The sequence below is a fragment of the Streptomyces marinisediminis genome (assembly GCF_026262575.1).
Lineage (GTDB): Bacteria > Actinomycetota > Actinomycetes > Streptomycetales > Streptomycetaceae > Streptomyces > Streptomyces marinisediminis.
This window is the reverse complement of the sequence record NZ_JAPKFL010000035.1, coordinates 12,812-38,690: the sequence shown is the minus strand read 5'-3', so window position 1 is coordinate 38,690 and position 25,879 is coordinate 12,812. Positions and strand designations below refer to the sequence as shown.

At 76.7% G+C, this 25,879-nt stretch carries 20 protein-coding genes; 14 read left to right on the top strand and 6 right to left on the bottom strand.

Annotated features, from left to right (window positions below):
* Positions 1 to 15 precede the first annotated feature (15 nt).
* Positions 16 to 426, top strand: a complete 411-nt coding sequence (gene icmB / locus OSB71_RS22045; protein WP_265950539.1) for a coenzyme B12-dependent isobutyryl CoA mutase small subunit — start codon at positions 16 to 18, stop codon at positions 424 to 426.
* A 449-nt stretch (positions 427 to 875) separates the two neighbouring features.
* Here the strand turns inward: icmB and OSB71_RS22040 are convergent, their stop codons facing one another.
* Entirely contained in the window at positions 876 to 2,510 is a 1,635-nt protein-coding gene (locus tag OSB71_RS22040; protein ID WP_416237312.1) for a DUF5691 domain-containing protein, read from the bottom strand.
* Between the two features lie 230 nt (positions 2,511 to 2,740).
* Positions 2,741 to 4,093: an SWIM zinc finger family protein gene (locus tag OSB71_RS22035; RefSeq protein WP_265950538.1), complete on the bottom strand. Its 1,353-nt coding sequence runs from the start codon at positions 4,091 to 4,093 to the stop codon at positions 2,741 to 2,743.
* A 200-nt stretch (positions 4,094 to 4,293) separates the two neighbouring features.
* Between OSB71_RS22035 and OSB71_RS22030 the strand changes: the two genes are divergently transcribed.
* The 5 genes from OSB71_RS22030 to sucD all read left to right on the top strand — a co-directional run bounded on the left by OSB71_RS22030 (position 4,294) and on the right by sucD (position 11,445).
* A complete protein-coding gene (locus OSB71_RS22030; protein WP_265950537.1) occupies positions 4,294 to 5,397 on the top strand; it encodes an ATP-binding protein in 1,104 nt (367 codons plus the stop codon).
* Entirely contained in the window at positions 5,394 to 7,856 is a 2,463-nt protein-coding gene (locus OSB71_RS22025) for a DUF5682 family protein (protein WP_265950536.1), read from the top strand. The genes OSB71_RS22030 and OSB71_RS22025 overlap by 4 nt, the downstream gene beginning before the upstream one ends.
* Entirely contained in the window at positions 7,853 to 9,118 is a 1,266-nt protein-coding gene (locus OSB71_RS22020; protein ID WP_265950535.1) for a VWA domain-containing protein, read from the top strand. Before OSB71_RS22025 ends, OSB71_RS22020 begins: the two co-directional genes overlap by 4 nt.
* Before the next feature lie 229 nt (positions 9,119 to 9,347).
* Positions 9,348 to 10,520 carry an ADP-forming succinate--CoA ligase subunit beta gene (sucC, locus tag OSB71_RS22015; protein ID WP_265950534.1) on the top strand — a complete coding sequence of 391 codons (1,173 nt, stop codon included), beginning with the start codon at positions 9,348 to 9,350 and terminating at the stop codon, positions 10,518 to 10,520.
* A gap of 40 nt (positions 10,521 to 10,560) precedes the next feature.
* Positions 10,561 to 11,445, top strand: coding sequence for a succinate--CoA ligase subunit alpha (gene sucD, locus OSB71_RS22010; RefSeq protein ID WP_265950533.1), 885 nt, complete (start codon positions 10,561 to 10,563; stop codon positions 11,443 to 11,445).
* 96 nt (positions 11,446 to 11,541) lie between these two features.
* On the opposite strand, the gene OSB71_RS22005 is transcribed toward sucD, so the two are convergent.
* Complete coding sequence (locus OSB71_RS22005) at positions 11,542 to 13,308, bottom strand: hypothetical protein (protein ID WP_265950532.1); 1,767 nt, start codon at positions 13,306 to 13,308, stop codon at positions 11,542 to 11,544.
* A gap of 128 nt (positions 13,309 to 13,436) precedes the next feature.
* Here OSB71_RS22005 and OSB71_RS22000 point away from each other — a divergent pair, with 128 nt between their 5' ends.
* On the top strand, positions 13,437 to 14,963 hold the full coding sequence (locus OSB71_RS22000; protein ID WP_265950531.1) for a cell division protein PerM: 1,527 nt from the start codon (positions 13,437 to 13,439) through the stop codon (positions 14,961 to 14,963).
* Between the two features lie 288 nt (positions 14,964 to 15,251).
* Here OSB71_RS22000 and OSB71_RS21995 read toward each other — a convergent pair whose 3' ends face one another.
* Positions 15,252 to 16,160 carry a hypothetical protein gene (locus tag OSB71_RS21995; RefSeq protein ID WP_265950530.1) on the bottom strand — a complete coding sequence of 303 codons (909 nt, stop codon included), beginning with the start codon at positions 16,158 to 16,160 and terminating at the stop codon, positions 15,252 to 15,254.
* A 241-nt stretch (positions 16,161 to 16,401) separates the two neighbouring features.
* Here OSB71_RS21995 and purN point away from each other — a divergent pair, with 241 nt between their 5' ends.
* Complete coding sequence (gene purN / locus OSB71_RS21990; protein ID WP_265950529.1) at positions 16,402 to 17,043, top strand: phosphoribosylglycinamide formyltransferase; 642 nt, start codon at positions 16,402 to 16,404, stop codon at positions 17,041 to 17,043.
* Positions 17,040 to 18,644, top strand: coding sequence for a bifunctional phosphoribosylaminoimidazolecarboxamide formyltransferase/IMP cyclohydrolase (gene purH / locus OSB71_RS21985; RefSeq protein WP_265950528.1), 1,605 nt, complete (start codon positions 17,040 to 17,042; stop codon positions 18,642 to 18,644). Before purN ends, purH begins: the two co-directional genes overlap by 4 nt.
* 78 nt (positions 18,645 to 18,722) lie before the next feature.
* Here purH and OSB71_RS21980 read toward each other — a convergent pair whose 3' ends face one another.
* The gene (locus OSB71_RS21980; RefSeq protein ID WP_265950527.1) at positions 18,723 to 19,280 is read right to left on the bottom strand and encodes a hypothetical protein; all 558 of its coding nucleotides are present in this window, start codon (positions 19,278 to 19,280) and stop codon (positions 18,723 to 18,725) included.
* Positions 19,281 to 19,293: 13 nt separating this feature from the next.
* On the bottom strand, positions 19,294 to 19,896 hold the full coding sequence (locus OSB71_RS21975) for a hypothetical protein (protein WP_265950526.1): 603 nt from the start codon (positions 19,894 to 19,896) through the stop codon (positions 19,294 to 19,296).
* Between the two features lie 261 nt (positions 19,897 to 20,157).
* Between OSB71_RS21975 and OSB71_RS21970 the strand changes: the two genes are divergently transcribed.
* From OSB71_RS21970 to OSB71_RS21950, 5 genes are all read left to right on the top strand, one after another.
* Positions 20,158 to 21,012, top strand: coding sequence for a bifunctional methylenetetrahydrofolate dehydrogenase/methenyltetrahydrofolate cyclohydrolase (locus OSB71_RS21970; protein WP_265950525.1), 855 nt, complete (start codon positions 20,158 to 20,160; stop codon positions 21,010 to 21,012).
* A 5-nt stretch (positions 21,013 to 21,017) separates the two neighbouring features.
* Positions 21,018 to 21,419, top strand: a complete 402-nt coding sequence (locus tag OSB71_RS21965) for a DUF3017 domain-containing protein (protein ID WP_416237310.1) — start codon at positions 21,018 to 21,020, stop codon at positions 21,417 to 21,419.
* Positions 21,420 to 21,717: 298 nt separating this feature from the next.
* Positions 21,718 to 22,758: a helix-turn-helix domain-containing protein gene (locus OSB71_RS21960; RefSeq protein ID WP_265950524.1), complete on the top strand. Its 1,041-nt coding sequence runs from the start codon at positions 21,718 to 21,720 to the stop codon at positions 22,756 to 22,758.
* Positions 22,759 to 23,024: 266 nt separating this feature from the next.
* Complete coding sequence (locus OSB71_RS21955) at positions 23,025 to 24,014, top strand: malate dehydrogenase (protein WP_265950523.1); 990 nt, start codon at positions 23,025 to 23,027, stop codon at positions 24,012 to 24,014.
* Positions 24,015 to 24,242: 228 nt separating this feature from the next.
* Positions 24,243 to 25,760 carry an aldehyde dehydrogenase family protein gene (locus tag OSB71_RS21950; protein WP_265950522.1) on the top strand — a complete coding sequence of 506 codons (1,518 nt, stop codon included), beginning with the start codon at positions 24,243 to 24,245 and terminating at the stop codon, positions 25,758 to 25,760.
* Positions 25,761 to 25,879 lie beyond the last annotated feature (119 nt).

Below are 25,879 nucleotides of genomic sequence, written 5' to 3'. Positions count from 1 at the left end.
ACGATGGAGGCAGTGATGGGTGTGTCGGGTCCGATCCGCGTGGTGGTCGCCAAACCGGGCCTGGACGGCCATGACCGGGGTGCCAAGGTCATCGCCCGCGCTCTGCGGGACGCCGGTATGGAGGTCATCTACACCGGCCTGCACCAGACGCCCGAGCAGATCGTGGACACCGCGATCCAGGAGGACGCCGACGCCATCGGCCTCTCGGTGCTCTCGGGCGCGCACAACACGCTCTTCACGCGCGTGCTGGAGCTGCTGAAGGAGCGCGAAGCGGAGGACATCCAGGTCTTCGGGGGCGGCATCATCCCCGAGGAGGACATCCCGCCGCTGCGCGAGAAGGGCGTCGCCGCGCTGTTCACCCCGGGCGCGACGACCACCGAGATCGTCGACTGGGTCCGCACCCACGTCCGCTCCCTCGCCGCGTAACGCCCCGGCCACGCACCCGCGCGCCGCGCTCGGGCCGGGCCCGCGCCACCCCGCGCCCCGGCTCCGCTCCCCGGCCGCGCTTCCGGGGCCTCGCGTCCGGCGCCCGCCTACCGGGTACCGGCGGGAAGCCCTGCCCCGCGGGCGCCGCTGGGCGCCCCGCGCAGGGCCGCCGTCCCCCAGCCCGTTCCCGCCCTCGGGCCGGGGCTCCCGCCCCGGTGCCGGTGGGTCCGGGAGCCGGCTCGGTCCGGCCCTCGTCGGCCGACGGGGCCGGTCAGGGGCCGGGCGTCGAGCGGGGTCCGCGCGGGCGCCGGCGGAGTCGGCCTGCCCGGTGGGTGTGGCGCCGCGACCGGGGCGTGCGCGGTAGCGCACCGGGCGCCGGGGGCTCCGCGCGCGCCGGAGCCTCGCCGACGGCGGCGCGGGGACCGGTCGCTCAAGGAGCGGGGGCCGCGTCAGGGGGCGGGGGCGGCGTCGGCCAGCTCGGTGAGCATCGCGGCGCGGACGTGCAGCGTCGAGGCCAGGCGCTGGAAGGCCTCCGCCCAGTAGCCGCCGGACCCGGGGGCGCCGGACGCCGGCTCGTCCGCCTGGGCGGCCAGCGGCCGCAGGCGCTCGGCCTGCGCCGGGTCGAGGCACCGCTCGGCCAGCCCCATGACGCCGCTGAAGCTCCACGGGTAGCTGCCCGCCTCCCGGGCTATCTCCAGCGCGTCGATCACCGCGTCACCCAGCGCACCCGACCACGGCACCGCGCACGTGCCGAGGAGGCGGAACGCCTCCGCCAGCCCGTGCGCCGCCACGAACTCCGCCGCCCACGCCGCGCGCTCCCCGGCGGGCAGGACCGTCAGCAACCGGGCCGGGTCCGCCGCGCCCTCCGCCAGCGGCAGGCGCGGGCTGCCCAGCAGCGCGCGGGCCCACGCGGCGTCCTGCTGGCGCACGGCCGCCCGGGCCCAGGCCGCGTGCAGGTCCGCCCGCCAGCCGTCGGAGACCGGCAGGGCGACGATCCGCGCGGCGTCCCGCGCGCCCAGGTGCGCGGGCCAGTCCTCCAGCGGCGCGGACTCCACGACCTGGCCGAACCACCAGGAGCGCTCCCCACGGCCGGACGGCGGCGCCGCCACCACCCCGTCGCGCTGCATCGCCGCGTCGCACTCGTACGGGGCCTCGACGACGAGGCCGACGCCCGCGGCCGCCCCCGTGCGGTCGGGGTGGACGCAGGCCCGGGCCCGGGCCGACATCCGCGCCGCCAGCGCCGAGCCCGGCAGCGCGGACAGCAGCTCGGCGGCCGTGGCCCGCACGGTGCGGCTGCGGTCGGCGAGCGCTCGTTCGAGAAACGGCTCGTCCCGGGCGGTCGGCCGCTCGCGCAGGGTGTCCAGGAACAGCAGCCGGTCCTCGGCGCGCTCGCTCGACCAGGTGGTCTCCAGCAGCGCCCGGGCGGCGTCCGCGTCCTGCCGCCGCAGGGCCGTGAGCAGCGCCACCCGCTCGGCGAACAGGCCCTCCTCCCACAGCTCCCGCACCGCCCGCGCGTCGTCCGGCGGCACCGCGGCGACCCCGGCCGTGCCGCGCAGGGCGAACCGCCACTCCGGGTTGAGCCCGGCCAGCCACAGCGCCCGGGGGCCGGCGAAGGCCAGCGCCTCGGCCCGCAGGTCCGTCCGGGCGCGGGCGGCGTCCAGCAGGGCCGGGAGCTGACCGGCCGGAGCCCGGTAGCCGTGCGCGTTGGCGGCGGCCAGCCACTGGGGGAGCAGCTCCGCCAGGTCGGGCGCGGTGCCCCGGCGGCCGCCCTGCCCCGCACCGGCCCGTCCGGCCAGCAGCAGGGCCAGCCGCCGTGCGGCGGGGGCGGGGAGCGCCGGCCGCGGGTCGGCTGCCGCGGGCGCCGGGCGCTCGGCGGGCGAGGCCGGACGGGCGCCGGCGCGGCGGCGCACCGTCGCCACGGCCGCGCGGTCCAGCACCGCGGCCGGTGACCCGCCCGGCGGTGTCCGCCGCTCGGCGCCCAGCAGCGCCGCCGTGACCAGCTCCTCCCAGCCCCCGTCCGCGTCCGTCGCGTCCGCCTCGGCGCCCGTCTCCGTCGCGTTCGCGTCCGCGCCCGTCTCCGTCACGTCCGCGCCCGTCTTCGTCGCGCCCGGCTCCGTCACGTCCGTATCCACCGTGTCCGCCTCCGTGCCTGCCGCCGGGCCCGGTCGCGCCGTGCCTGCCGACGTGTCTGGTCGGGTCGTGCCGGACCCCGCGCCCGCCACCGTCCCCGTGCCTGCCGTGCCTGCCGTGCCGGTCGGCGGCGGACTCGCTCCCCTGATCGGTCGCGCCGGGCGCGACTCCTCGTTCGTCCTCGTCACAGTGCGATCGCCTCCCCCTCGGACCAGACGGTGTGCGGGGTGAACCCCCGGTGGCCGCACTCGCCGAACACGGTGACCGGGCCGCCCCCCGACACCGCGGCGAGCCGCCACAGCGCCGACCGGCCGGTGGCGGCCAGCGGCAGCGCGTCGGGCCCGGCGGCGTCGGCCAGGTGCCACGGCCCGCCGTCCGCGCCGGGCAGCGGTACGGCGTCGCGGAGCACGGCCGGCCATCCCTCCAGCCAGGGGTCGGCGGCCAGCCCCCGCCCGTACGCGGCGAGTGCCTCGGCCACGGGGACGCCGCGCGGGGTGCCGCCGCCGTCCGGCTCCGCGTGCCGGTGGCCCAGCGCGGCCCGCAGGGGCAGGGCGGCGGGATGGTAGGCCAGCTCGGCGTCCAGCACGCGGCCGACCGGCAGGGCGAGCTCGGGTGCCCGCCCGGCCGCGCCGAAGGAGAGGAGCAGCGCCTCCCGCCCGGTGCGTTCGCCGCGCAGCCAGAACCGGCGTACGGTCAGGCGGCCGTCCTCGGCCTCCGCGCGGCCCAGGACCAGCCAGCGGTCCCGGACGACGGCCTCCGGGTCGGCCAGCAGCGCCGCCGCCTCCGTCGTCAGCCCCAGGTGGCCGCGCACGGTGGCGGCCAGCGGCGCGGGGAGCTGGGCCAGCCGCAGCGCGCCCCGGCACAGCAGGTGCAGCAGGGCGCACTCGGCCAGCAGGCGGCCCGGCCAGCCGGGCCCGGAGGCCGCTGCCCCCGCCAGCTCGCGCACGCGGGAGGCCAGGCCGGGCGCCTGGGCGTCCACCATGCGGGCGGCCGTCTCGTCCCAGACGGTGTAGCCCGCCTGGTCCGCCCCGGCGAGGCCGCCGCGCAGGAGGTCGGCGAGCCGCTGCTCCAGCTCCGTGGCTCCCGCCGCGACGCGCCGCGCGCGGCGTTCGGCGCGGCGGCGGGCCGCCTCCGGGTCCGCCGCCCGCCCCGCCGCCTCCGCCGTGGCGCGGCCCCGGGACTCCGCCTTGGCGCGGCGCCCGGCCAGCCAGTCGTCCGCCCACCGCGGTGGCTCGGCCCGCGGCACGGCGTCCGGACCGGCCGGGCCCTGCGCCCACAGCAGCAACAGCCCCAGCGCGTGCTTGCACGGGAACTTGCGGCTCGGACAACTGCATTGGGAGGCCGGGCCCGTCAGGTCGACCACCGTGCGGTAGGGCGTGCTGCCGCTGCCCCGGCACAGCCCCCACACCGCGTCCCGCCCCGTGCCCGTCTCGGACCAGGGGGCGGGAGCGGCCAGCTTGCTCCCCGCTTTCCGTGACGCCGCGTCAGGCGCCAGCGTGAGCACCTCTTCCGCGCTCCAGCGCGTGCTCGTACCCATGCGAACGACCGTACGGCCGGGCACTGACAGTGCCCGCCGCGTGGCGGCGCGTGGAAGCGGCGGGACGCCACCCCGGCGCGGCCCGCGGGGCAGGTGGCAACTGGGCGAGGTGAAGGGTGAATTCGCAGGTCAGCGTGATTGTCAGTGGTGCCGTGCAGAGTGGTCGGCACGACGGAGAGTCACCGCACCTAGGGGGATTCGTGACCGCCACCGACACCACCTCACCAGCCGTCCTGCGGCCCCACGCCGAAGAGGCGTTCGCCGCCGAACTCACCGCTCTGGCCGCCGCGGACGACCGCCCCCGCCCCACCCGCTGGCGCCTGTCCCCGTGGGCGGTCGCCACCTACCTGCTGGGCGGGACGCTGCCCTGCGGCACCGTCATCTCGCCCAAGTACGTCGGCCCCCGGCGCCTGGTCGAAGTGGCCGTGACGACGCTGGCGACGGACCGGGCGCTGCTCCTGCTCGGCGTGCCCGGCACCGCCAAGACGTGGGTCTCCGAGCACCTGGCCGCCGCCGTCAGCGGCGACTCCACGCTGCTGGTGCAGGGCACGGCCGGCACCGCGGAGGAGGCCGTGCGCTACGGGTGGAACTACGCGCAGCTCCTCGCGCACGGCCCGAGCCGGGACGCGCTCGTGCCCAGCCCCGTGATGCGGGCCATGGCCGACGGCAAGACGGCCCGCGTGGAGGAGCTGACGCGCATTCCGGCCGACGTGCAGGACACCCTCATCACCATCCTGTCGGAGAAGACGCTGCCCGTACCGGAGTTGGGCGAGGAGGTGCAGGCGGTCCGCGGCTTCAACCTCATCGCCACCGCCAACGACCGCGACCGCGGCGTCAACGAGCTCTCCAGCGCCCTGCGGCGCCGGTTCAACACCGTGGTGCTGCCGCTGCCCGCGACGGCCGAGGCGGAGGTGGACATCGTCGCGCGCCGCGTGGAGCAGCTCGGCCGCGCGCTGGACCTGCCCGCCGCACCCGACGGCGCGGACGAGATCCGCCGCGTCGTCACCGTCTTCCGCGAACTGCGCGACGGGGTCACCGACGACGGGCGCACGAAGGTGAAGTCGCCCTCCGGGACCCTCTCCACGGCCGAGGCGATCTCGGTCGTCACCGGCGGCCTGGCCCTCGCCGCCCACTTCGGGGACGGCGTGCTGCGCCCGGGTGACGTGGCCGCGGGCATAATCGGCGCCGTCGTACGGGACCCGGCCTCGGACCGCGTGGTGTGGCAGGAGTACCTGGAGGCGGTCGTGCGCGAGCGCGAGGGCTGGAAGGACTTCTACCGCGCCTGCCGGGAGGTGAGCGCATGACCCGCGCCGACGCCGCCACGCCCCTGCTGCTCGGGGTCCGCCACCACGGCCCCGGCTCCGCCCGCTCCGTGGCCGCCGCGCTGGACGCGCACCGTCCGGCCGTCGTGCTCATCGAGGGCCCGCCCGAGGCCGACGCCGTCGTGCACCTCGCGGCCCACCCGGCCATGCGCCCGCCCGTGGCCCTGCTCGCCCACGCGGTCGACGAGCCCGGCAAGGCCGCGTTCTGGCCGGTGGCCGCCTTCTCGCCGGAGTGGGTGGCGATGCGGTGGGCCCTGGAACGGGAGGTCCCCGTGCGCTTCATCGACCTGCCCGCGGCGCACACCCTGGCCCTGCCCGACGCGAAGCCGGCCCGGTTGCCGGAGACCGGCCCGGACGCGGACCCTGACGCCGGACCCGACGCGGACGCGCGGCCGGACGCCGCACCGGGCGCCGCACCGGGCGCCGGGCCCCACACCGGCCCCGACGCCCCGCACGGCGACCACGCCGAGGCCCACGGGCCGCGCCCGGGGGACGACGGGCACACCACCAAGCGGCTCGCCCCCCGGCTCGACCCGCTCGCCGTCCTCGCCGAGACGGCCGGATACGACGACCCCGAGCGCTGGTGGGAGGACGTCGTCGAGCACCGGGGCGCGCCCGCTCCCGGGGCGCCCCCCGATCCGTTCTCCGCGTTCTCCGCGGTCGCCGGCGCCATGGCCGCCCTGCGCGCGGCACACGGCGACGGCGGGCACGGGCGGGACGCCGTGCGGGAGGCCCACATGCGGCTGCGGCTGCGCGAGGCCGCCCGGGAGTTCGGCGCCGACCGGGTCGCCGTGGTGTGCGGCGCCTGGCACGTGCCCGCCCTCTTCGGCCCCCGGCCCGTCGCGGCCGACCGCGCGCTGCTGAAGGGACTGCCCAAGGTGCGCACGGAGGCCACCTGGGTGCCCTGGACGCACCGCCGGCTCGCCCGCGCCGGCGGCTACGGCGCCGGGATCACCTCACCGGGCTGGTACAGCCACCTGTTCACCGCTGTGGACCGTCCGGTCGAGCGCTGGCTCACCAAGGTCGCCCGGCTGCTGCGGGAGGAGGACGTGAGCGTGTCGTCCGCCCACGTCATCGAGGCCGTCCGGCTCGCGCAGACGCTGGCCGTCATGCGCGGGCGGCCGCTGGCCGGGCTCACCGAGACGCTCGACGCCGCCCGGTCGGTGATGTGCGAGGGGTCGGACGTGCCGCTGGCGCTCGTCGAGGACCGGCTCGTGGTGGGCCGGGAGCTGGGCGAGGTGCCGCCGAACGCCCCGGCCGTGCCGCTCCAGCGCGACCTCGCCCGGCTCCAGCGCTCCCTGCGCCTGAGGCCCGAGGCGCACGAGCGCGACGTCGAACTGGATCTCCGGGAGGACAACGGCGCCGCCCGCAGCCGCCTGCTGCACCGGCTCCGGCTGCTCGGCGTCGGCTGGGGCGAGCCCGTCCGCGGGCGCGGGGGCACCGGCACGTTCAAGGAGAGCTGGCGCCTGTGCTGGGAGCCGGAGCTGTCCGTCCGCGTCGCCGAGGCCGGGGTGTGGGGGACCACCGTGGCCTCGGCGGCCACCGCCAAGGCCGAGACGCGGGCCCTGGAGGCACCCGGGCTGCCCGAGGTGACGGCGCTGGCCGAGCAGTGCCTGCTGGCCGGACTGGGCGACGCGCTGCCGACCGTCATGCGGGTCCTGGCCGACCGCGCGGCACTCGACGCCGACGTCGGCCGCCTCGCCCGGGCGCTGCCCGCCCTCGTGCGCGCCGCCCGCTACGGCGACGTGCGCGGCACCGACACCGGGGAACTCGAGCGCGTCGCCGAGGGGATGGCCGAGCGCGTGTGCGTGGGCCTGCCCCCCGCGTGCGCCGGCCTGGACGCCGACGGCGCCGCCGCGGTGCGCGACCACCTCGACGCCGCGCACCGCGCCATCGGCCTGCTCGGGGCGGCGGCGCTGCGGGAGCGCTGGCGTGCGGTGCTGCGGCGGCTGGCCGGGCGGGAGCGCGTCGCCGGCCTGCTGCGCGGCCGCTGCGTCCGGCTGCTGCTGGACGAGGGGGCACTCGCCCCGGGCGAGGCGGAGCGCCTGATGGGCCTGGCCCTCTCCCCGGGCGCCGCGCCGACGGACGCGGCCGCCTGGCTGGAGGGCTTCCTCGGCGGCGGCGGGTTGCTCCTGGTCCACGACGAACGTCTGCTCCACCTGGTCGACGGGTGGCTCGCGGGCGTCGGAGAGCGGGAGTTCACCGACGTGCTGCCGCTCCTGCGCCGGACGTTCGCCGCGTACGAGCCCGGTGTGCGCCGCACCCTGGGCGAACTGGTCCGCCGCGGCACGGGGGTGCGCGGCGGGCCGCGGGGCCCGGGGGCCGACGGGCCCCCGGGCTTCGGGGACGGCCTGGACGCCGAGTGCGCCGACGCCGTGCTGCCGACCCTGGCCCTGCTGCTCGGCGGGGCCGTCACCCAACCGGCGGGGGGAGCCCGATGAACACCACACCGACGCCCGCACCCGCACCGGAGCCCTCCGGGCCGGACGGGGCGGCGGGGGCGCCCGGGCCACCGTCGACGCGGGTGCGGGAGCCCTCGCGGGCGGGCGCCGGGGCCCCGGCCGCGGACGAGCGGCTGCGCCGCTGGCGGCTGGTCCTGGGCGGCGCCGCGGACGGTGAGGGCACCGGCCACGTGCTCACCGGCCGGGACGCCGCGATGGACCGTACGCTCGCCGCCGTCTACGGGACGAACGGTCCCGGCCGGGGCGGTGACGGGCCGCGCGGGGCCGGGCTCGGCGGGTCCGCGCCGCACGTCGCGCGCTGGCTGGGGGACATCCGCACCTACTTCCCCAGCTCCGTCGTGCGGGTCGTGCAGCGGGACGCGATCGAGCGGCTGGGGCTGGCCACCCTGCTGGCCGAGCCGGAGATGCTGGAGGCCGTCGAACCCGACGTGCACCTGGTCGGCACGCTGCTGTCGCTGGGCCGCGCCCTGCCCGAGACCAGCCGCGAGACCGCCCGCACGGTGGTGCGCGCGGTCGTCCGCGAGCTGGAGCGCCGCCTGGCGACGCGGACCCGGGCCACGCTCGGCGGCGCGCTGGACCGCTCGGCCCGCGTCCGCAGGCCCCGCCACCGCGACATCGACTGGGACCGCACGATCCGCGCCAACCTGAAGAACTACCTGCCCGAGCACCGGACGGTGGTGCCCGAGCGGCTGGTCGGGTACGGGCGGGCCGCGCAGGCGGTGAAGAAGGACGTGATCCTCGCGATCGACCAGTCGGGCTCCATGGCCTCCTCCGTCGTCTACGCCTCCGTGTTCGGCGCGGTGCTGGCCTCCATGCGCTCGCTCAACACCCGGCTGGTCGTCTTCGACACCTCGGTGACCGATCTCACCGAGGAGCTGGACGACCCGGTGGACGTCCTGTTCGGCACCCAGCTCGGCGGCGGCACCGACATCAACCGCGCGCTGGCCTACTGCCAGCGCCACGTCACCCGGCCGGCGGAGACGATCCTCGTCCTCATCAGTGATCTCTACGAGGGCGGCATCCGGGACGAGATGCTGCGCCGGGTGGCGGCGATGCAGGCCGCCGGGGTGCGGTGCGTGGCCCTGCTGGCGCTCTCCGACGACGGCGCGCCCGCCTACGACCGGGCCCACGCCGCGGCGCTGGCGGAGCTGGGCGTCCCCGCGTTCGCCTGCACGCCGGACCTGTTCCCCGAGGTGATGGCGGCGGCCATCGAGAAGCGGGAGCTGCCGATGCCGACGTGAGCGCCGCCCCACCCCGCCGCGGCGGTGCGGGGGTGAGCCGGCGAACGGGTGAGCCCCGGGCGGCTCACATGTGAGCGGGGTCACCGCGCTGGTGTGACGTGCGATTTATGCACGGCCTGACCGCAGGGCTACCCTGCAAGGCGGACATGCCGCGTCCCGTCACACACGCGGCCACGCGGCACGCCCACGCTGACAACGAACCGCGAAAACGGATTAGGGACGGACGCGCGTGGACCTGTTCGAGTACCAGGCGAGGGACCTCTTCGCCAAGCATGACGTACCGGTGCTGGCCGGTGAAGTCATCGACACGCCTGAGGCGGCGCGCGAGGTGGCCGAGCGACTCGGCGGTCGCGCGGTCGTCAAGGCGCAGGTCAAGACCGGCGGCCGCGGCAAGGCCGGCGGTGTGAAGCTCGCCGCCGACCCGGCGGACGCGGTCGAGAAGGCCGGGCAGATCCTGGGCATGGACATCAAGGGCCACGTGGTCCACAAGGTCATGCTGGCCCAGACGGCGGACATCGCCGAGGAGTACTACGTCTCCTTCCTGCTGGACCGCACCAACCGGACCTTCCTGGCCATGGCGTCCGTGGAGGGCGGCGTGGACATCGAGGAGGTCGCCGCCACCAAGCCCGAGGCGCTGGCCAAGGTTCCGGTCGACGCGATCGAGGGCGTGACCGAGGCCAAGGCCCGCGAGATCGTCGAGGCCGCGAGGTTCCCGGCCGAGCTGGCCGACCAGATCGTCGTCGCCCTCCAGCGGCTGTGGGACGTCTTCGTCAAGGAGGACGCCCTGCTCGTGGAGGTCAACCCGCTGGTCAAGACGGCCGAGGGCAAGGTCATCGCGCTGGACGGCAAGGTGTCGCTGGACGCCAACGCCGAGTTCCGGCAGCCGGACCACGGCGCGCTGGAGGACAAGGCCGCGGCTGACCCGCTCGAAGCCGCTGCCAAGGCCAAGGGCCTGAACTACGTCAAGCTCGACGGCCAGGTCGGCATCATCGGCAACGGCGCGGGCCTCGTCATGAGCACCCTGGACGTCGTCGCCTACGCGGGCGAGAAGCACTCCGGCGTCAAGCCCGCCAACTTCCTGGACATCGGCGGCGGCGCCTCCGCCGAGGTCATGGCCAACGGCCTGGAGATCATCCTGGGCGACCCGGACGTCAAGTCCGTCTTCGTCAACGTCTTCGGCGGCATCACCGCCTGCGACGCCGTGGCGAACGGCATCGTCCAGGCCCTGGAGCTGCTGAAGTCCAAGGGCGAGGACGTCAGCAAGCCGCTGGTCGTCCGTCTCGACGGCAACAACGCCGAGGTCGGCCGCAAGATCCTGACCGACGCCAACCACCCGCTCGTCGAGCAGGTGGACACGATGGACGGTGCCGCCGACCGCGCCGCCGAGCTGGCCGCCAAGTAACCGGCCCCGGAACTCAAAGGACACGAGGACAACCGCAACCATGGCTATCTTCCTCACCAAGGAAAGCAAGGTCATCGTCCAGGGGATGACCGGTTCCGAGGGCCAGAAGCACACCCGGCGCATGCTGGCCTCGGGCACCAACATCGTCGGTGGTGTCAACCCCCGCAAGGCCGGCACCACGGTCGACTTCGACGGCACCGAGGTCCCGGTCTTCGGCGGCGTCAAGGAGGCCATCGAGGCCACCGGCGCCGACGTGACCGTCATCTTCGTCCCGGAGAAGTTCACCAAGAGCGCCGTCATCGAGGCCATCGACGCCGAGATCCCGCTCGCCGTGGTGATCACCGAGGGCATCGCGGTGCACGACACCGCCTCCTTCTGGGCCCACGCGGGCGCCAAGGGCAACAAGACCCGCATCATCGGTCCGAACTGCCCCGGCCTGATCACCCCCGGCCAGTCCAACGCGGGCATCATCCCGGCCGACATCACCAAGCCGGGCCGCATCGGCCTGGTGTCGAAGTCCGGCACGCTGACCTACCAGATGATGTACGAGCTGCGCGACATCGGCTTCTCCACCTGCGTCGGCATCGGCGGTGACCCGGTCATCGGCACCACCCACATCGACGCGCTCAAGGCGTTCGAGGCCGACCCCGACACCGACCTGATCGTGATGATCGGTGAGATCGGCGGCGACGCCGAGGAGCGGGCCGCCGACTTCGTCAAGGCCAACGTCTCCAAGCCGGTCGTCGGCTACGTCGCGGGCTTCACCGCGCCCGAGGGCAAGACCATGGGCCACGCCGGCGCCATCGTCTCCGGCTCCTCGGGCACCGCCCAGGCGAAGAAGGAGGCCCTGGAGGCCGCCGGTGTGAAGGTCGGCAAGACCCCGTCGGAGACCGCGCGGCTCGCCCGCGAGCTCCTCGGCGGCTGACCCCGCCGTCGCCGGCCCAGGGCCGGCGGCACCACCGGAAACGGGTCCGGGCCCGCCCCCTGCGAGGGGCGGGCCCGGACCCGTTCGCGCACCCGCCTACTCGGCGAGCCGCTGGACGGCGGTGGTCAGCGTCGTCTGCGGGAGCAGGCTGCCGTGCTCGGTGGTCACCACGGCGAACGAGGTGGCCGCCACGACGGCGGCGGTCAGACCGCAGGCGGCGGCCGTCCGGCCGTACGTCAGCCGGTCGCTGCCCGCCCGCACCTCCCGGGCCGTGGGCGGCTCCACCACCTGGGCGGCGGCGAGGCGCCGCAGCAGCGCCGAGACGCGGGCGGCCCGCCGGTCCGGCGGCGCGGCGGCGATCTCCGGCACGTACGCGGCCAGCGTCTCCCGCGCGTTGCGCAGCCGGTTCGCGGTGGCCGGAGTGCTGGCCTCGGTCTCGGCCGCCGTCTCCGCGAGCCCGATCCCCATGCCGTCGTGCAGCAGCACCGCCCGGCGGTGCACCGGCGGCAGCGCGAGGAGCGCCTCCAGCAGCGCCTTGTCCTCCGGCACACCGGCGTAGGCGTCGGGCGTGCGGTGCGCCGGACGGAACTGGTGCCAGGGGGAGAGCGCGTGCTCGTGCGCCGCGGCCCGCACCCAGCCGGCCGGGTCCCGGTCCACGGCGACCTTCGGCCACTGCTCCCAGGCGGCGTGGAAGGCCCGCCGCACCGCCCACTCCGCGAGCTTCCCGTGCCCGGTGAGGAGGTAGGTCTGCCGGGTGAGCGCCCGCACGGTGCGGTCGTAGAGCGCGTCGAAGGCCGCGGCCGGGGGCGCCGCCGCGCGCTCGCGCTCCCGTGCGCCCGCTCCCGCCCGCTCCGCGAACGCCTCCGCCTCCTCGGCCCCCAGCGCCCATCCCGGCCGTCCGCCCGCTCCCGCGTCGGGCTCCGCCCCGGCACCGGGCCGCGCGGCGCTCGCCTCCGGCTCCGGTTCCGCGGCCTCCGCCCGCGGTGCGGCGGGACGGGGTGCGGGCCCGGCCGCGGGGGCCGCGGGGCGGCCGGCGCCCGCGCCGCGGCTCGCCGCCGCGGGCGGGGGTGCGGTGGTGTCCGCGGGGCCGGCGTCCGCCGCGGGCTCGGGCGTGGGGGCGTCCGCTTCCGGCCGGGGTGCGGTGGCGGCCGCTTCCGGTGCGGAGGTGTCCGGGGCCACTGCGGCGAGTCCAGACGCCTCGGGCGCGGTGGTGGGCTCCGGGCTCCGGGCGGGTTCCGTGGCGGAGGGCTCCGGCGCCCCCGGCGGGGAGAGCTCCCGGGTCTTCGGCTCCGTGGGTGCCTGCACTTTCGGTGCGGCCCCATCCGGCGACTCGTTCGCCGTGCGGGCCTCCGGCACGGGGGGCTCCGCCTGGGCGGCGGCGGGCCGGGCGCCGCCGGGCGCGCCCGGGGAGGGCGCCGGTGGGGCGGGCGGCGGTGGGGCGGGCGGCGGCGCCCCGGGGCCGGACGGGGACGGGGCGCGGCGGACGAGGCGCAGGCCCGCGGCGTCCGGAGGGAGCAGCGCGGGGCGGAGGGGCGGCCATCCGCCGACCGGGGGCGGGACGAGCAGGGAGTGGGTGACCGGCTCGCCGGGGATCGTCGGGCCGAGGAGCAGCGGGGAGGGTTCCGGTTCGGGAGGGGGCGGCGGAGTGGGGGCGCGCTCGGCGCCGGTACCGGGTCCGGCCTCGGTGCGGGGTTCGGCCTCGGTACCGGGTCCGGCGTCGGGCTCCGGCGTGCGTCGCGTCGCCGTGGCGGTCCCGGCGGACTCCGGCGGAGGCAGCGCGGAACCGTTGCGGCGCGCGCGCTTGACGGCGCGTCGGCGCTGACGTGGCGTCTGCTTCGTCCGCTGGGTGCCGACTTCGCTCATGCCTGGCCACCGCCGCGGCGCGCCCACCCGGGCAACGGTGTGAAAAGGTGCATAGCTTCATATTGTGCGACACCACGAGCTTTCGCCCGGTACCCGGGCGAAACGGGTGTTATTGGCAGCATGGCGCTGTGAGCCGAACGACGCAGCACAGCGCACGCCGACGTGACGCCGCACCGGCCCTGGGCGGAGTCATGGAAGGCGCGTTCACCGCCTGCCTGGGACTGGCGGTCGTCGCCATCGTGTCCCTGCTGCTGTGGACCACCTCGCCCTACCCGGACAGCGGGCCGGGCGGCGCCCTGCGTGTCGCCGCCGGCCTGTGGCTGCTCGCCCACGGGGCCGACCTGGTGCGCGCGGACACGCTCAGCGGCGTCCCCGCGCCCCTGGGGGTCACCCCGCTGCTGCTCACCGCCCTGCCGGTGTGGCTGCTGTACCGGGCGGTCCGGGCCCAGGGGGGTGGTGGACGCGCCGTGTGGTCCCTCGGGGCGGGCTACCTCGCGGTGGCCGGAGCCGTGGTCGGCTACTCCGTCGGGGGGTCGCCGGCGGTGGACCCGCTCAGCGCCGCCCTGCACCTGCCGCTGCTCACCCTCGGCACGCTCGCCGTCGGCGCCTGGCTGACCGGCGGGCGGTGGGGGGCGCGGCCGACCGACGGCGTGGGGGACCGGGAGTCCGAGCGGCCGCGCCTGTCCCGGTGGGCGCGCCGGGTGCGCGCCGGAGCCGCGTCGCGCGCGGCGGGCGTGGCGGTGGCGGTGCTCTGCGGCGGGGGCGCGCTGCTCGCCGCGGCGGGTCTCCTGTGGCGCTGGAGTGCGGCGCGGGACGCCTTCCCCCAGCTCACCTCCGCGTGGTCGGGGCAACTGGCCGTGCTGCTGCTGTGCGTGGCGCTGCTGCCCAACGTCGCCGTGTGGGGCGCGGCTTACGGGCTCGGCCCCGGCTTCACCCTGGGGGCGGGCAGCGTGGTGGGGCCGTTGGCGACCACGGCGCACCCGGCGCTGCCGCACTTCCCGCTGCTGGCCGCCGTCCCCGGCGAGGGCGCGGGCGGGCCGGTGCTGTGGGTGGCGGCCGGCGCGGTGCCGCTGGCCGCCGGGTGGGCGGCCGGCTGGTCCGCGGCGCGGTCCGCGGTACCGGTGCCGGGCACCCGGCACGGTGCGACGAGCTGGGGCGGCACGCTCGGCACGGCGCTGCTCGGCGCGCTGGGGTGTGGGCTGGCCATGGGGGCGCTGGGCGCGCTGGCGGGCGGACCGCTGGGCACGGGAACGCTCGCGCACCTCGGTCCCGTGTGGTGGCAGACGGGCGCGGCCGCGCTGGGCTGGACGGTGCTGGTGTCGGCTCCCGGGGCGCTGACCGTCCGGCTGTGGCGGCTGCGGGACCCGCACCCGCTGCTGGCCACCGCGCTGGTCTGGCGGCGGTTCGCCGCGTGGTGCGGCTCGCTGCGGGGCCCGGCGGGTGCGGAGCCGGCGGGGGAGTGGCACGCCACGGGGGCCCGGCTGGCCCGGTGGGCGGCGCTGAAGGAGGCGTCGGGCGGACTGGTCCCGGACTTCGAGCCCCGCTGGGGTGGTGACACCGAGGAGCCGACCGCCGCCGACCGCCGCCGCGGCCGTCACCGCCGAGCCCCCCGCCGGCCCCGCACCCCGAACCCCCGCAACGCCCACCGCGCGTGACGGCGGCCCGCCCGCCACCGAGGACACCGGACGCCGCGGACCACCGCACGCCGCCGAGCGCGCCGGGCGCCGCCGAGCGCGCCGGGCGCGACGCGAGCCCGTGCGTGCCCCGGGGCGCTCGGGCACGACGTGGCCCCGGAGGACGGGCGCGGCGCGAGCGCGCACCGCGCTTCAGGACACCGGGGGCGTGAGGCCGACGCGCACGCGGCTCCGGTACCCGGGCGCGGCGGCCGGGGCGCGGGGCGGGAGCGCGGGGCCGGGTGGCAGCCGGGGCGGGTCGCGGCGGGGTTACTCCTCGCCGATCACCGGGCGGAGCCGCTCCGGGAGCAGCTCCTCGCAGCTCTCGCGGCTCGCGGTGGTGAGCGCGTCGTCGACGCAGGTGTAGTAGTCGCTGTAGAGGAGTTGGAGCGCGAACGTCGCGGCGACGAGGAGCAGCGCGAGGCTGCCGCCGACGAGCCCGCCGACCGCCGCCGAGGTCACCGGACGCGGGTTCCGCGGGCGGGACCCGCCCGGGGCGGGGGACCGGGCGGTGTCGGACGTGCCGCTGAGGGCGGCGACGCCCGCGCCGTCGCGGCCACCGGTGTCCTTGCGCTCGACGCCCGGCGCGCCGCGCAGCGCGCTGATGCCCCAGTAGAGGGCGAGCGCCCCGAGCAGCAGGGCGAGCGGCGCGATGTTGAAGAGCGCGAAGAAGAAGCCCCACATGCCGACGAGCATGGCGAAGCGGGCGTGGCGCTGGGCCGGGTCCCTGGGGTCCCAGCGCATGCCGCGCGGGCCGCCCTTGCCCGGGCCGCGCCCGGCTCCCGAGTCGTCGCCGCCGGTCCCGCCGGGGCCGGCGGCCCCGCCGAAGCCGCCGCTCTGCCGCCCCGGCTGGCGGCTGCTCCACTGGCTGCCCCAGGTGCCGCGCGAGCCCTCACCGCCGTCGCCCTGCCCCCCGTCGCGGCCGGTGCCGTTCGAGCCGCCGGTGCCGTCCGAGCCACCGGAGTCGTCCGAGCCACCGGAGTCGCCCGAGCCGCCGGAGTCGCCCGAGCCGCCCGGGCCCCCGGCGTGGGCGGAGCCGTCGGCCCGCCCCGGGCGGGGCCGCCAGGGCTGGTCGGGGCTGCCTTCCGGCGGGGGCGCGAAGGGGTTGTCGTCCTGGCCGCTCCGCCCCGGCGCCTGGGACCGGCCGGGCTTGCCGAAGACGCGGCGTCGCTCCGTCATGTGATGTGTGTCTTCCCCTTCGTCCGTCCGTGCGCCCCGGCGCGGGTGCGCGGGGTTACGGAACCGTGTGCCAGACGCTACCCGCTGTCCCCCGCACCGTCCCGTGGGGGGCGGTTCGGCGGGGCCGGTATCGTTGCTGACGGTCGGCCGCTTCGTAGGGTTCCCCGGATTCACCCTCCCCCGCCGTTCGTCCGATCACACCAAGCGATCACCGCACCCGAACCTGAGAAAGAGCCTCGTCGTGGCTGCTGCCTCCACTCCTGCCCGCCTCGTCGTGCTCGTATCCGGATCGGGTACGAACCTGCAGGCGCTCCTGGACGCGGTCGAGGCCGCCGGGCCGCAGGCGTACGGCGCGCGGATCGTGGCCGTCGGTGCCGACCGGGACGGCATCGAGGGGCTGGCCCGCGCCGAGCGCGCCGGGCTGCCGACGTTCGTGTGCCGGGTGCGGGACCACGCCCGGCGCGCCGACTGGGACGCCGCGCTGACCGAGGCGACGGCCGCCCACCGGCCCGACCTGGTGGTCTCCGCCGGGTTCATGCGCATCGTGGGCCCACGGTTCCTGGCCCGCTTCGGCGGCCGGTTCGTCAACACCCACCCGGCGCTGCTGCCGAGCTTCCCCGGCGCCCACGGGGTGCGCGACGCGCTCGCGTACGGCGTGAAGGTGACCGGGTGCACCGTGCACTTCGTCGACGACGGCGTCGACACAGGTCCGATCATCGCTCAGGGGGTGGTGGAGGTCCGCGACGAGGACCACCTGGACGACGGAACCGCTCTGCACGAGCGGATCAAGGAAGTCGAGCGACGCCTGCTCGTCGACGTCGTGGGCCGCCTGGCGCGCGACGGCTACCGCATTGAGGGACGAAAGGTACGGATTCCGGCATGACCGCCGAAGGTACGAAGCGGCCGATCCGCCGCGCGCTGGTCAGCGTCTACGACAAGACGGGTCTGGAGGAGCTGGCCCGGGGCCTGCACGCGGCCGGCGTGCAGGTGGTCTCCACCGGCTCGACGGCCGCCCGGATCGCCGGGGCCGGGGTGCCGGTGACGAAGGTCGAGGAGCTGACCGGCTTCCCCGAGTGCCTGGACGGCCGGGTGAAGACGCTGCACCCCAAGGTCCACGCCGGCATTCTGGCCGACCAGCGCCTGCCCGCGCACCGCGAGCAACTGGCCGAGCTGGGCGTGGAGCCGTTCGAGCTGGTGGTGGTGAACCTCTACCCCTTCCGCGAGACGGTGGCCTCCGGGGCGTCCCCGGACGCCTGTGTCGAGCAGATCGACATCGGCGGCCCGTCCATGGTGCGCGCGGCGGCGAAGAACCACCCGTCCGTGGCGGTGGTGGTCAACCCCGAGCGCTACGCGGACGTGCTGGAGGCCGCGGCCGGGGGCGGCTTCGACCTGTCCGCCCGCAAGCGGCTGGCCGCCGAGGCGTTCGCCCACACCGCCGCCTACGACGTGGCGGTGGCGAGCTGGTTCGCCGACGGCTACGCCGTGGACACGGAGACCGCCACGGAAGGCGGCGCGGACGCCGGCACCCCCGCCGACGCGCGCTTCCCCGCGTTCCTCGGCTCGGCCCTCACGCGCCGGCGCGTCCTGCGCTACGGCGAGAACCCGCACCAGGGGGCGGCGCTCTACACCGACGGCACCGGCGGGCTCGCGGCCGCCGAGCAGCTCCACGGCAAGGAGATGTCGTACAACAACTACGTCGACACCGAGGCCGCCCGGCGTGCCGCACACGACCACGCCGAGCCCTGCGTGGCGATCATCAAGCACGCGAACCCGTGCGGCATCGCGGTGGGCGCCGACGTCGCCGAGGCGCACCGCAAGGCGCACGCCTGCGACCCGCTCTCCGCGTTCGGGGGCGTCATCGCCGTCAACCGGCCGGTGTCGGTGGCGCTGGCCGAGCAGGTGGCGGAGATCTTCACCGAGGTCGTCGTCGCCCCGGACTACGAGGACGGCGCGGTGGAGGTGCTGACGCGGAAGAAGAACATCCGCGTGTTGCGCTGCCCCGCCGCCCCGGGCGCGACCACGGAGCTGCGGCCGGTGGACGGCGGCGCGCTGCTCCAGGTCAGGGACCGCCTCCAGGCCGACGGCGACGACCCGGCGCACTGGACCCTGGCCACCGGCGAGGCGCTGGACGAGGCCGGGCTCGCGGAGCTGGCCTTCGCCTGGCGGGCCTGCCGCGCGGTGAAGTCCAACGCCATCCTGCTCGCCAAGGACGGGGCCACCGTCGGCGTCGGCATGGGGCAGGTCAACCGGGTGGACTCGGCCAAGCTGGCCGTCCAGCGCGCCGGCGAGGAGCGGGCGGCCGGTTCCTACGCGGCGTCCGACGCCTTCTTCCCCTTCCCCGACGGCCTGGAGGTGCTGACGGCGGCCGGTGTCCGGGCCGTCGTGCAGCCGGGCGGTTCGGTGCGCGACGAGGCCGTGGTCGAGGCGGCGCGGAAGGCCGGGGTCACCATGTACCTCACCGGCACCCGCCACTTCTTCCACTGAGGTCCAAGGCACGCGCGAGGGCCGCGCACGGGAACGTCCGTGCGCGGCCCTCGCGCGGTGGTCCGGTGGGCGGCGGGCTCAGCGGGCGCCCGGCTGCCGTCCGCGCCGGAACCAGGCGGCCGAGGCCGACTGGGACAGGAAGACGATGCCGGTGACGCCCAGCGCCATCCACAGCACGCCGAGCGGGAGCGCCATGACCCCGAACAGCGTGAGGAACGACGCCCACACGATCGCGGCGACGCGGACGCCGTTGCCGCCCCCGGAGAAGCGGGCGGCCAGCACGATGCCCAGCACGGCGTGCAGGAGGTAGGCGCCGAAGACGGTGTAGATCAGCCCGGCGGTGACGTCGAAGCCGAGCTGCCGGCGGAACTCGTCGGTGGCCTCCTGACCCCCGGCCGCGACGGTGACGAGCACCAGGAGGGACAGTGCGGCCTGGAGCGCTCCGGCCACAAGGAACAGCACGCGCAGCGTCTTCAGCTTGCCGGGCGGCTCCGTCGGCGCGGGCGGCCCGAACGGCGTCGCCTGGCCGGGATAGGGGTAGGCGGGCGGCGGGCTCCCGGGCGCGGGGCCTCCGGGCGCGGGGCCCCCGGGGGGCGGGCTCCCGGGCGCGCGGCCGTACGGGTCGTCGGTGCTCATCGCGGCCTCCCGGTCAGTAGCGCGGCCGGTTGAACCAGGCGCTGGCCTGCCCCATGGCGCAGAAGACGATCGTCAGGACGGCGGTCGCCACCCACAGCAGGGCCAGGATCGGGTTGCCGCCCTCGGAGGAGAAGGCGGAGAGCAGGGCCAGCAGCGCGATCAGGGCGTTGAGGCTGGCCGCGATGATCGCCGTGACCCGGGTGCCGGTGCCGCCCTTGCCGAACATCGACGCGGGCACGATGTGCAGCGCGCCGAAGCCGAGGAAGAGCAGGAACATGATGATCGCGGCGCCCGCGAGGAAGTCGCCCGCGTCGCCGAGGCCCGGGATGTCGTCGGTGGCGCCCTCGGCCGCGACGCCGAGGATGAGCATCAGCAGGCCGAGCAGGGTCCACACCGACCCGGCGATGAACAGCAGTACGCGAGCGGTGACCACCTGGCCCGGCATGCCCTGCGGCTGGGCCGGAGCCATGCCCGGCTGCGGGTAGGCGGCCTGCTGCGGGTAGCCGTAGCCCGGCTGCGCCGGGGGCTGCTGGGGATAGCCGTACTGCTGCTGGCCCGCGGGCTGGCCCTGCGGCGGCGGCTGGCCGTACGGGTTGTGCTGACTGGGGTTGCTCACTGCGGACTTCCTCTGACGCGGTAGGGACGTGACGGTGGTGCCGCCCTCCCGGGGCGAGCCCCGCGGAAGCCGCCAGCGGAAGTCCTGCGTCCCCCCGTGCCGCCCCCGCGACCGTCCCCGTCGGCCGCAGCACGGGCTTATCATCCGGTTTACCGTCGATCGCTGTCCAGTTGCGTTCGCATACTGTGACGAAGCACCGCCCCGCGCCGTTACCGCGGGCCGGATTGGTACCGGCGGCCCGGCATCCGGGAGGATGGACGCATGAGCGCGCAGATTCTCGACGGCAAGGCCACCGCGGCCGCGATCAAATCCGAACTGACCACCCGGGTGGCAGCCCTGGCCGACCGGGGCGTGCGGCCCGGCCTCGCCACGGTGCTGGTGGGCGACGACCCGGCCAGCCACAAGTACGTGGCCGGCAAGCACCGCGACTGCGCCCAGGTGGGCATCGCCTCCATCCAGCGGGAACTGCCCGCGACGGCCACCCAGGAGGAGGTCGAGGCCGTCGTGCGCGAGCTCAACGAGGACCCGGCGTGCACCGGGTACATCGTGCAGCTCCCGCTGCCCCGCGGCGTCGACACCAACCGGGTGCTGGAGCTGGTGGACCCGGACAAGGACGCCGACGGGCTGCACCCGGCCAACCTCGGCCGGCTCGTGCTCGGGGTGCCCGCGCCGCTGCCCTGCACGCCGAACGGCATCATCGAACTGCTGCGCCGGCACGAGGTGGGGATCGCCGGTGCCGAGGTCGTCGTCGTCGGCCGGGGCATCACCGTCGGACGCTCGCTGCCGCTGCTGCTGACGCGCCGCTCGGAGAACGCCACCGTGACGCAGTGCCACACCGGCACCCGGGACCTCGCCGCCCACCTGCGCCGGGCCGACATCGTGGTGGCCGCGGCGGGCGTGCCGCACCTGATCAAGCCCGAGGACGTACGGCCGGGCGCCGCCGTGCTCGACGTCGGCGTCAGCCGCGACGAGACCGGCAAGATCGTCGGGGACGTGCACCCGGGCGTGGCCGAGACGGCCGCCTGGGTCGCCCCCAACCCGGGCGGGGTCGGGCCGATGACGCGGGCGATGCTGCTGGCCAACGTCGTCGACGCGGCCGAGCGGAACGCGGGCTGAGCGAGATGGCTGCTCACCCTGAGCGCCGCTCGCGGCGGTTCCCGATGTTCACCCGGGACACCGCCCGCCCGGAGGGCGGCGGTCGGGCGGCCCCGGGCGGCGCGCCGGCGCCCGCCCGGCAGTGGCCGCTGCTCGCGGTCCTGGCGGGCACGGTCACCGGCCTGCTCGTGGTGCTCGGCGAGATGCGGATCGGTCTGCTCGTCGTCGGCGCGTCCCTGCTGGCCGGTGCGGTGCTGCGCTGGCTCGTGCCGGAGGTCGGCATGCTGGCGGTGCGCTCGCGCTTCACCGACGTGCTCACCTACGGCCTGCTGGGCGGCACGGTGGTGGTGCTGGCGCTCATGGTCCAGCCCGAGCCGTGGTTGCAGCTCCCCTTCCTCCAGGACCTCATGCGCTTCCTCGTCCGCTGACCGCCGCGCCGGGGCACGCCGCCCCGGCCGCGTCGGGCGGCGGACCCGACCGCGGACACCGCCGCCCCGGCACCCGGCCGCCCGCCCCGCGGCGCAGCGGCGGCCGTGGACGGACGGTGGCGGCGTCCGGCGGCCGTGGGCGAACGCGCGCGCTCGCGGGGGTGCGCGGGGGCCGGGGAAAGTCCGGCGCACCGTGCAACCCTCGCGACCGCGTAACCGTCTAGGGCGTGGGTGCGGGTGAAGGACGCCGGCGCCCTACCCTGGGCGGGCACAGGATCTGCGGGGGTGAGGGAGGGCCATGCCTCGTTGGAAGCCGCTGCCGGAGGAGCTGGACCCGCAGATACGGGAGTTCGCCGAGCAGATGCGGCGTCTCGTGGACCGCTCCGGGCTGGGCCTCGCCGCGCTCGCGGACCGCACCGGGTACAGCAAGACCTCCTGGGAGCGGTACCTGAGCGGACGGCTGCTCCCGCCGCAGGGCGCCATCTCCGCGCTCGCGGAGGTCACCGGGACCGACGTGCGGCACCTGGCCACCCTGTGGGAGCTGGCCGAACGGGCGTGGAGCCGCTCGGAGATGCGGCACGACATGACCATGGAGGCCATCCGCATCTCACAGGCCCGGGAGGCGCTGCGGGCGGCCGAGGAGCAGGGGCCGCCGGCCGGCCACCGCAGGGCGGGGGAGCGGTCCGGTGGCCGGGCCCGTCCGGCGCCCGGCGCCCGCCCCGCACCGGCGCGCGCGGATCACCCGGCCCAGCCGGCGGGCACCGGGCACGCGGCGGCGGGCGCGGGACGGGCGGCGCGCGCGCGGCGTCCGGCCGGAGCGCCGGGCCGTGCCGCCGCCGCGCGCCCCTCCGGTGCCCGCCGGGCCGTGATGCTGCTGGCCGGCGGGGCGACGGCGCTGGCCGTGCTGGCCGCCGCGTTCTTCGTCATGGACCTCTCCGGTGGCGGCGGGAAGGCCGCGGCCGAACCCACCGCGGCGCCGTCCACCGACACGGGGCCCGACCTGCCCGAAGGCGTCCGGTGCACCGGCGAGGACTGCACCGGGGAGGACCCGGAACTCATGGGCTGCGGCGGCCGGTACGCGCAGACGGTCGGCGACGCGCTGATCGGGGCGGCCTACGTGGAGCTGCGCTACAGCGAGGTCTGCGGGGCGGGGTGGGCGCGCGTCGCCGCCGCGCAGCCGGGCGACACCCTGCGGGTCACCGCCGACAGCGACGCCTCCGCCGCCGAGGACCTGGGCGACAAGACCGAGGGCTACACGATGATGATCCCGGCGCGCGACGCCGAGGCGATCCGGGCGTGCGTCGAGCGGGCCGGCCAGCGGCAGGGGTGCACCCTGTGACGGCGGGTGTCCGAATTCTTGCGTTCCCCGAAACCGGTGTGTGTGACGGCGGCATGACGGGGCACAAGCAGGGACACCCCCCCACGGGTGCGGGACCGCGCCCCGGCAGCCGCCCGTCCCCCCCTCCTTGAGCGGGCGGCTGCCCAGCGTGTGTCGTGCCGCCCCGGCGCGATAGCCTGACGGCGGATCTCTTGACGTAGAGAGACTTGACGTGTCCCTCGCGTCCCGGGGTCCAGCCGCCATCGTCAGGTTCAACGGAGACCGCCATGACCCGCAACGCCGTCAATGTCACCGTCACGGGAGCCGCCGGCCAGATCGGCTACGCGCTGCTCTTCCGCATCGCCTCCGGGCACCTGCTGGGCCCGGACGTCCCCGTCAAGCTGCGCCTGCTGGAGATCACCCCCGCGCTGGGCGCGGCCGAGGGCACCGCCATGGAGCTGGACGACTGCGCGTTCCCGCTCCTGCGCGGCATCGAGATCACCGACGACCCGAACGTGGCCTTCGACGGCGCGAACGTGGCCCTGCTCGTCGGCGCCCGCCCGCGCACCAAGGGCATGGAGCGCGGTGATCTGCTGGAGGCCAACGGCGGCATCTTCAAGCCGCAGGGCAAGGCCATCAACGACCACGCCGCCGACGACGTCAAGGTGCTCGTCGTGGGCAACCCGGCCAACACCAACGCCCTGATCGCGCAGGCGGCGGCCCCCGACGTGCCGGCCGAGCGCTTCACGGCGATGACGCGCCTGGACCACAACCGCGCCCTGACCCAGCTCGCGAAGAAGACCGGCAGCTCGGTCAACGACATCACCAAGCTGACGATCTGGGGCAACCACTCCGCCACCCAGTACCCGGACATCTTCCACGCGGAGATCGCGGGGAAGAACGCGGCCGAGACGGTGAACGACGAGAAGTGGCTGGCGGAGGAGTTCATCCCGACCGTCGCCAAGCGCGGTGCGGCCATCATCGAGGCGCGCGGCGCCTCCTCCGCGGCCTCGGCGGCCAACGCGGCGATCGACCACGTCCACACCTGGGTCAACGGCACCCCGGCCGGGGACTGGACGTCGATGGGCATCCCCTCGGACGGCTCCTACGGCGTCCCGGAGGGCCTGATCTCCTCCTTCCCGGTGACCTGCGCGAACGGCGCGTACGAGATCGTCCAGGGCCTGGACGTCAACGCGTTCTCGCGCGCCCGCATCGACGCCTCCGTGCAGGAGCTGGCGGACGAGCGCGAGGCGGTGCGCGGCCTCGGCCTGCTCTGACCCCGCATCGCGCCCGGGGCGCGGCGCCCGGGTCACGGGTGCCCCGCCCCGCGCGCGTCCTGGCCACCCGCCCGGGACCCGGCGGTTTCGGTTTCCGGGCATACCGCTGACCCGTTGGTGAGGAAGGCCACTTCCGCCCGGTACACGGCATGCGGCACGCCGGTTCGGGGCAGGGGTGGCCGGTGCCAGCGTCACTGGCGCACCGCACCACGGCCAGAAAGCAGCAACATGCAGCACGAAGACCCGTCCGGCCTCGCAACCCTCTTCGTGGCGGGGCAGTGGCGCACCGCCGCCGACGGCGGCACGCGCGACGTTCTGGACCCGGCCGACGCCACGGTGCTCGCCCGGGTCGCCGAAGGCGGCGCCGAGGACGCGGACGCGGCGGTGGCCGCCGCGCGCCGCGCCTTCGACGAGGGACCCTGGCCGCGCACCCCGGTGGCCGAGCGCGCCGCGCTGCTGCGCCGCGTCGCCGACCTCCTCCAGCGCGACCGCGAGGAACTGGCGCTCACCGAGTCGCGGGACGCCGGGAAGACGGTGGCCGAGGGCCGGGTGGACGTCGACGACGTCACCGCCGCCTTCCGCTACTTCGCGGACCTGGTGGTGAACGAGTCCGGCGGCCGGGTGGTCGACGCGGGCAGCCCGGACGTGCACAGCGTCGTCGTGCACGAGCCGGTCGGCGTCTGCGCCATGATCACGCCGTGGAACTACCCGCTCCTCCAGGCGAGCTGGAAGGTGGCCCCGGCGCTCGCGGCGGGCAACACCTTCGTCCTCAAGCCCAGCGAGCTCACCCCGCTGTCCACGGCCCGGCTGATGGCGCTGCTGGCGGAGGCCGGGCTGCCGGAGGGCGTGGGCAACCTGGTCACCGGCGCGGGCGACCCCGTCGGCGCCCGGCTGTCCGAGCACCCGCACGTGGACCTGGTCTCCTTCACCGGCGGCCTGGTCAGCGGCGTCAAGGTGGCCCAGGCGGCCGCGCCGACGGTCAAGAAGGTCGCCCTGGAACTGGGCGGCAAGAACCCGAACGTGGTCTTCGCCGACGCCTGCGCCACCGAGGCGGGGTTCGACACGGCGGTCGACCAGGCGCTCAACGCCGCGTTCACCCACAGCGGCCAGGTGTGCTCGGCCGGGGCGCGGCTGATCATCGAGGAGCCGGTGCGCGACCGGTTCGTCACCGAGCTGGCCCGCCGCGCCGAGCGCATACGCCTCGGCCGCGGCACCGAACCCGGCGTAGAGTGCGGCCCGCTGATCTCGCGGCAGCAGCGGGAGAAGACCGAGCGCCACGTCGCCGACGCGCTGGCCGACGGCGCCACTCTGCGCTGCGGCGGGGCCCGCCCCGAGCCCGCCGCCGACCGCCCGGCCGAGGGCTACTTCTACCTGCCCACCGTGCTCGACCACTGCCACGGCGCCATGCGCGTGGTGCGTGAGGAGACCTTCGGGCCGATCCTCACCGTGGAGACCTTCCACACCGAGGACGAGGCGGTGGCGCTCGCCAACGACACCGAGTACGGGCTGGCCGGCGGCGTGTTCTCAGCCGACACCGCCCGGGCCCGCCGGGTCGCCGCCCGGCTGCGGCACGGCACGGTGTGGATCAACGACTACCACCCCTACGTGCCGCAGGCGGAGTGGGGCGGCTTCGGCAGGTCCGGCGTCGGCCGCGAGCTGGGCCCCACCGGCCTGGCCGAGTACCGCGAGACCAAGCACGTCTACGAGAACCTGCGCCCGGCGCCCGTGCGCTGGTTCGCCGGCTGAGCACCCCGCGCCCTCCCGCCGCGCGTCCCGCGCCCGCGGGCCGGCGGCCCGTGCCCTCCCGCGGGCCGGCCGCGGCCGGCCCGCGGCCCTTCCCCCTCCCGTCCCCGCCGCGCCGCCTC